The sequence below is a fragment of the Acidovorax facilis genome (genome assembly GCF_023913775.1).
Lineage (GTDB): Bacteria > Pseudomonadota > Gammaproteobacteria > Burkholderiales > Burkholderiaceae_C > Acidovorax > Acidovorax facilis.
This window is the reverse complement of sequence record NZ_JAMXAX010000038.1, coordinates 4,038-8,313: the sequence shown is the minus strand read 5'-3', so window position 1 is coordinate 8,313 and position 4,276 is coordinate 4,038. Positions and strand designations below refer to the sequence as shown.

Here is a 4,276-nt window from a genome sequence, read left to right as displayed (position 1 = left end):
CGCTATTGCGGACAGGCCGCAAGCCCTGGCTACCCGGAAAGCCAGCCAGAACGTCCTGGATGTGCTGGCGCCGCTGGTGCCGGAGCTGTTTGGCGGGAGTGCGGACCTGACTGGTTCTAACCTCACCAACTTCCAGGGCTGCGTAACCGCCGGACGCGACCGATGGGGCAACTACCTGAGCTATGGCGTGCGTGAATTCGGCATGGCAGCCATCATGAACGGCATGGCGCTGCACGGTGGCTATCTCCCCTACGGTGGCACCTTCCTGACCTTCAGTGATTACAGCCGCAACGCTATCCGCATGGCGGCGCTGATGAAGATCCGTGTGATCCACGTATTCACGCACGACAGCATCGGCCTGGGCGAAGACGGCCCTACGCACCAGAGCGTGGAGCATATCCCGAGCCTGCGCATCATTCCCGGCCTTGATGTCTGGCGTCCCGCCGATGGACTGGAGACGGCCGTGGCTTGGGTCAGTGCGATTGCACGCCAGGACGGACCGAGCGTGCTGTGCCTGTCGCGGCAGAACCTGCCCCGGCTTACCAGCATCGGCCAGGTCTCAGCCATCGAGCGCGGTGGCTATGTGTTGTCGGGCATGGAGGGGGCTCAGGCAGTAATCCTATCCACCGGTTCCGAGCTGGCACTGGCCATGGCAGCCCAAGCCCGGCTGGCCTGCGAAGGAATTGCCACCCAGGTGGTGTCGATGCCTTGCACCAATGTTTTTGACCGCCAGAGCCTGGCCTACCAGGAGGAGGTGTTGCCGTTGGCGTTGCCCGCCGTGGCCATCGAGGCTGCGCAGCCTGACTTCTGGCACAAATACGTTGGCCGTGGCGGCCTGGTGATCGGTATGACCCGTTTTGGCGAGTCGGCGCCAGCCCAGGACCTGTACCCCCACTTCGGCATCACAACGCAGCGGGCGGTGGAGGCTGTGCGCAGACTGGTCCACGGCACGGCCTACGCCGAAGCAGCGCGTAGCGCTGAGTCGGTTGTCTTGGAGGGGCAATAGGCATGCCGACATTCGACCTCTACCTGTTCGACCTGGATGGCACTTTGGTCGATACCGCACCGGAAGTCTGCGATGCGGTGAACGACACCCTGCGCCGCTTCGACCTGCCCGAGGCCGGCCAGGTACAGGTTACTGAGTGGATCGGCCACGGCATGCAAGAACTGCTGATTCAAGCGTTGGCCCATGCCGGCCAGATCGCGGTGGCCACTGTGCGCGGCAGCGACAGTTTGGCGCTGATCGCGTCTGAGTTCAGTCGCTACTACTTACAGCGCTGCGGCAGCCGCAGTCAGCTGTACCCACATGTGCGCGAGGTACTGCTGGCCTTGCGAGCACGCAACGCGAAGCTGGCCCTGGTGACTAACAAGGAAAGCCGCTACGCCGCCGCTTTGCTCACGGCGCATGCGCTGACTCCGCTGTTTGATCTGCAGATCTGTGGCGACACCTTGCCCAGCAGAAAACCCGACCCGGCCGGCATCGAGCATTGCCTTTCGGCGACGCAAGTACCACGTGAGAGGGCCCTGTTCGTGGGCGATTCATCTATCGACGTGGCCGCTGCACGCCAAGCCGGCGTAGCGGTGTGGGCAGTGCCCTATGGCTACAACATGGGGCAAGCCATTGCCGAGAGCCGACCGGACCGCATTCTCAGCGACCTGGCGGAACTCCTGGATGAATAGACCTCTGCGCAAAACCAGTCTGCCAAATTTTGCTTTTACTTAAGGAAGTTGCGATGAAGATCAAGATAGGTATCAACGGTTTCGGCCGCATCGGCCGCATGGTGTTCCGCGCTGCGGTGCAGAACTTTTCCGACATTGAGGTCGTGGGTATCAACGACTTGCTGGAATCCGACTACCTGGCCTACATGCTCAAGCACGACAGCGTGCACGGCCCTTTCAAGGGTGAGGTGTCGGTGGAGGGGCGCAACCTTGTCGTCAACGGCAACAGGATTCGCCTAACGCAAGAACGGGATCCGGCCAATCTCAAGTGGGGTGAAATTGGCGCCGACATCATTGTCGAGTCCACCGGCCTTTTTTTGACCAAGGAAGGGGCGCAAAAGCATATCGATGCGGGAGCCAGAAAGGTCATCATGTCGGCCCCCTCCAAGGACGACACGCCCATGTTCGTCTATGGCGTCAACGACAAGACCTATGCAGGCCAGGAAATCATCTCCAACGCCTCGTGCACCACCAATTGCCTGGCACCGTTGGCCAAGGTGCTCAACGACAGGTGGGGTATCAAGCGTGGTCTGATGACCACGGTGCACGCCGCCACTGCGACGCAAAAGACCGTGGATGGCCCGTCCAAAAAAGATTGGCGTGGTGGCCGCAGCATCCTGGAAAACATCATTCCCAGCACCACTGGCGCTGCTAAGGCGGTTGGGGTCGTGATTCCAGCCCTCAACAAGAAGCTCACCGGCATGTCCTTTCGCGTGCCAACGTCCGATGTGTCGGTGGTAGACCTGACGGTGGAACTCCACAACGAAGCCAGTTACGCCGAGATTTGTGCCGAATTCAAAGCCCAGAGCGAAGGTCCGCTCAAGGGCATTCTTGGCTACACCGAAGACAAAGTTGTCGCCACCGACTTCCGTGGAGATGCCCGCACCTCGATTTTCGACGCCGACGCCGGCATTGCGCTGGACGGCACCTTCGTCAAGCTGGTGAGCTGGTACGACAACGAATGGGGCTATTCAAGCAAGACGCTGGAGATGGTGCGGGTGATTGCCGGCGCAGGAGTGGTTCGATGAAGGCCCTGCGTTTTACAGATGTGGCGCGCAGCGAATTCGTTCGGGGTCGGCGCGTCTTTATCCGTGCTGACCTGAATGTGCCGCTTGACAGCCAGGGTCGGATCGCAGAGGACACCCGCATCCTGGCATCCTTACCCTGCATTCGGATGGCACTGGAAGCGGGCGCTGCGGTGATGGTCAGCTCTCACCTCGGGAGGCCCAAAGAAGGCACATTTGAACCCAAGGATTCATTGGCCCCCGTGGCACGTCGCCTTGGCGAGTTGCTCGGTTGTGACGTGCCACTGGTGTCCGGTTGGCTGGACGGCGTGGATGTGAACGCTGGCCAAGTGGTGCTGCTGGAGAACTGCCGGATTAACGTTGGAGAGAAAAGCAACGATCTGGAACTCTCGCGCCAGATGGCCCAGTTGTGCGACGTGTACGTAAACGATGCCTTCGGCACCGCGCACCGCGCCGAAGCTACTACCTACGGCATCGCCGAGTTCGCTCCCATCGCCTGCGTCGGCCCGCTGTTAGCCAGCGAGGTGGAGGCCATCACCCGCGCGCTGACCGCGCCGAAGCGTCCTTTGGTCGCCATTGTGGCGGGCTCGAAAGTCTCGACCAAGCTCAGCATTCTGCGGAGTCTGGCCAGCCGCGTGGATCGGCTGATCGTCGGCGGCGGCATCGCCAACACCTTCATGCTGGCAGCGGGCCTGCCTATCGGCAAAAGTCTGGCCGAACCGACGATGGTGGAAGAGGCTCTGGCGGTAATGGACACCATGCGTGTACGCGGTGCCGAAGTGCCGATCCCGGTGGATGTGGTTACGGCCAGATCTTTTGCGGCTGATGCCACGGCGACGGTGAAACCCGCCGCCGATGTAGCTCCCGATGACCTGATTCTGGACATAGGGCCCATTACAGCCACGCAATGGGCGGCCCAACTGGGTCAGGCCGGCAGCATCGTCTGGAACGGACCAGTGGGGGTATTTGAGTTTCCTGCGTTCGAGAACGGCACCCGCACGCTGGCCCGGGCGATTGCCGCGTCCAGCGCGTTTTCCATCGCCGGTGGCGGTGACACCCTGGCCGCCATCGCCCGGTACGGCATTGCGTCCGATTTGGGCTACATCTGCACCGGTGGCGGGGCCTTTCTGGAGATGCTGGAAGGCAGGACCTTGCCCGCACTGGAGGCTCTGGAGCGGCGTGGGGTTTGAGTCCAATTCACTATTGAAACTATAGCTATAGGCGCAGATATCAAAAGCGCTATGGCCCAGTTTGTTCATATATTTATACCAAGGAGTTCCCATGGCTTTTGTTTCCCTGCGCCAGGTGCTGGACCATGCTGCCGAGTTTGGCTATGGCGTGCCGGCCTTCAACGTCAACAATCTGGAGCAGGTCCAGGCGATCATGGAGGCGGCGCAAAAATGTGACAGTCCGGTGATCCTGCAGGCCTCCGCCGGGGCACGCAAATACGCTGGCGAGGCGTACCTGCGCCACATGATGCTGGCGGCGGTGGAGACCCACCCCGATCTGCCGGTAGTGCTGCACCAGGACCG

At 61.3% G+C, this 4,276-nt stretch carries 5 protein-coding genes; all 5 read left to right on the top strand.

What is annotated here, in order from left to right; translation table 11 throughout:
* Positions 1-1,006 (top strand): transketolase-like TK C-terminal-containing protein (locus NFX52_RS12865; RefSeq protein ID WP_289781597.1); only part of this gene is annotated, 1,006 nt, incomplete at its 5' end.
* A gap of 2 nt (positions 1,007-1,008) precedes the next feature.
* Complete coding sequence (locus NFX52_RS12860) at positions 1,009-1,680, top strand: HAD-IA family hydrolase (protein WP_055394162.1); 672 nt, start codon at positions 1,009-1,011, stop codon at positions 1,678-1,680.
* Between the two features lie 53 nt (positions 1,681-1,733).
* On the top strand, positions 1,734-2,747 hold the full coding sequence (gene gap / locus NFX52_RS12855) for a type I glyceraldehyde-3-phosphate dehydrogenase (RefSeq protein WP_055394160.1): 1,014 nt from the start codon (positions 1,734-1,736) through the stop codon (positions 2,745-2,747).
* Positions 2,744-3,934: a phosphoglycerate kinase gene (locus NFX52_RS12850; protein WP_055394158.1), complete on the top strand. Its 1,191-nt coding sequence runs from the start codon at positions 2,744-2,746 to the stop codon at positions 3,932-3,934. Before gap ends, NFX52_RS12850 begins: the two co-directional genes overlap by 4 nt.
* 91 nt (positions 3,935-4,025) lie before the next feature.
* Positions 4,026-4,276: class II fructose-bisphosphate aldolase (locus tag NFX52_RS12845; protein ID WP_252635667.1), on the top strand; the 251-nt coding region annotated here is incomplete at its 3' end.

Coding starts and splice junctions, on each gene's coding strand:
- NFX52_RS12850 (WP_055394158.1), top strand. CDS start 2,744: ATGAAGGCCCTGCGTTTTACAGATGTGGCGCGCAGCGAATTCGTTCGG.
- gap (WP_055394160.1), top strand. CDS start 1,734: ATGAAGATCAAGATAGGTATCAACGGTTTCGGCCGCATCGGCCGCATG.
- NFX52_RS12860 (WP_055394162.1), top strand. CDS start 1,009: ATGCCGACATTCGACCTCTACCTGTTCGACCTGGATGGCACTTTGGTC.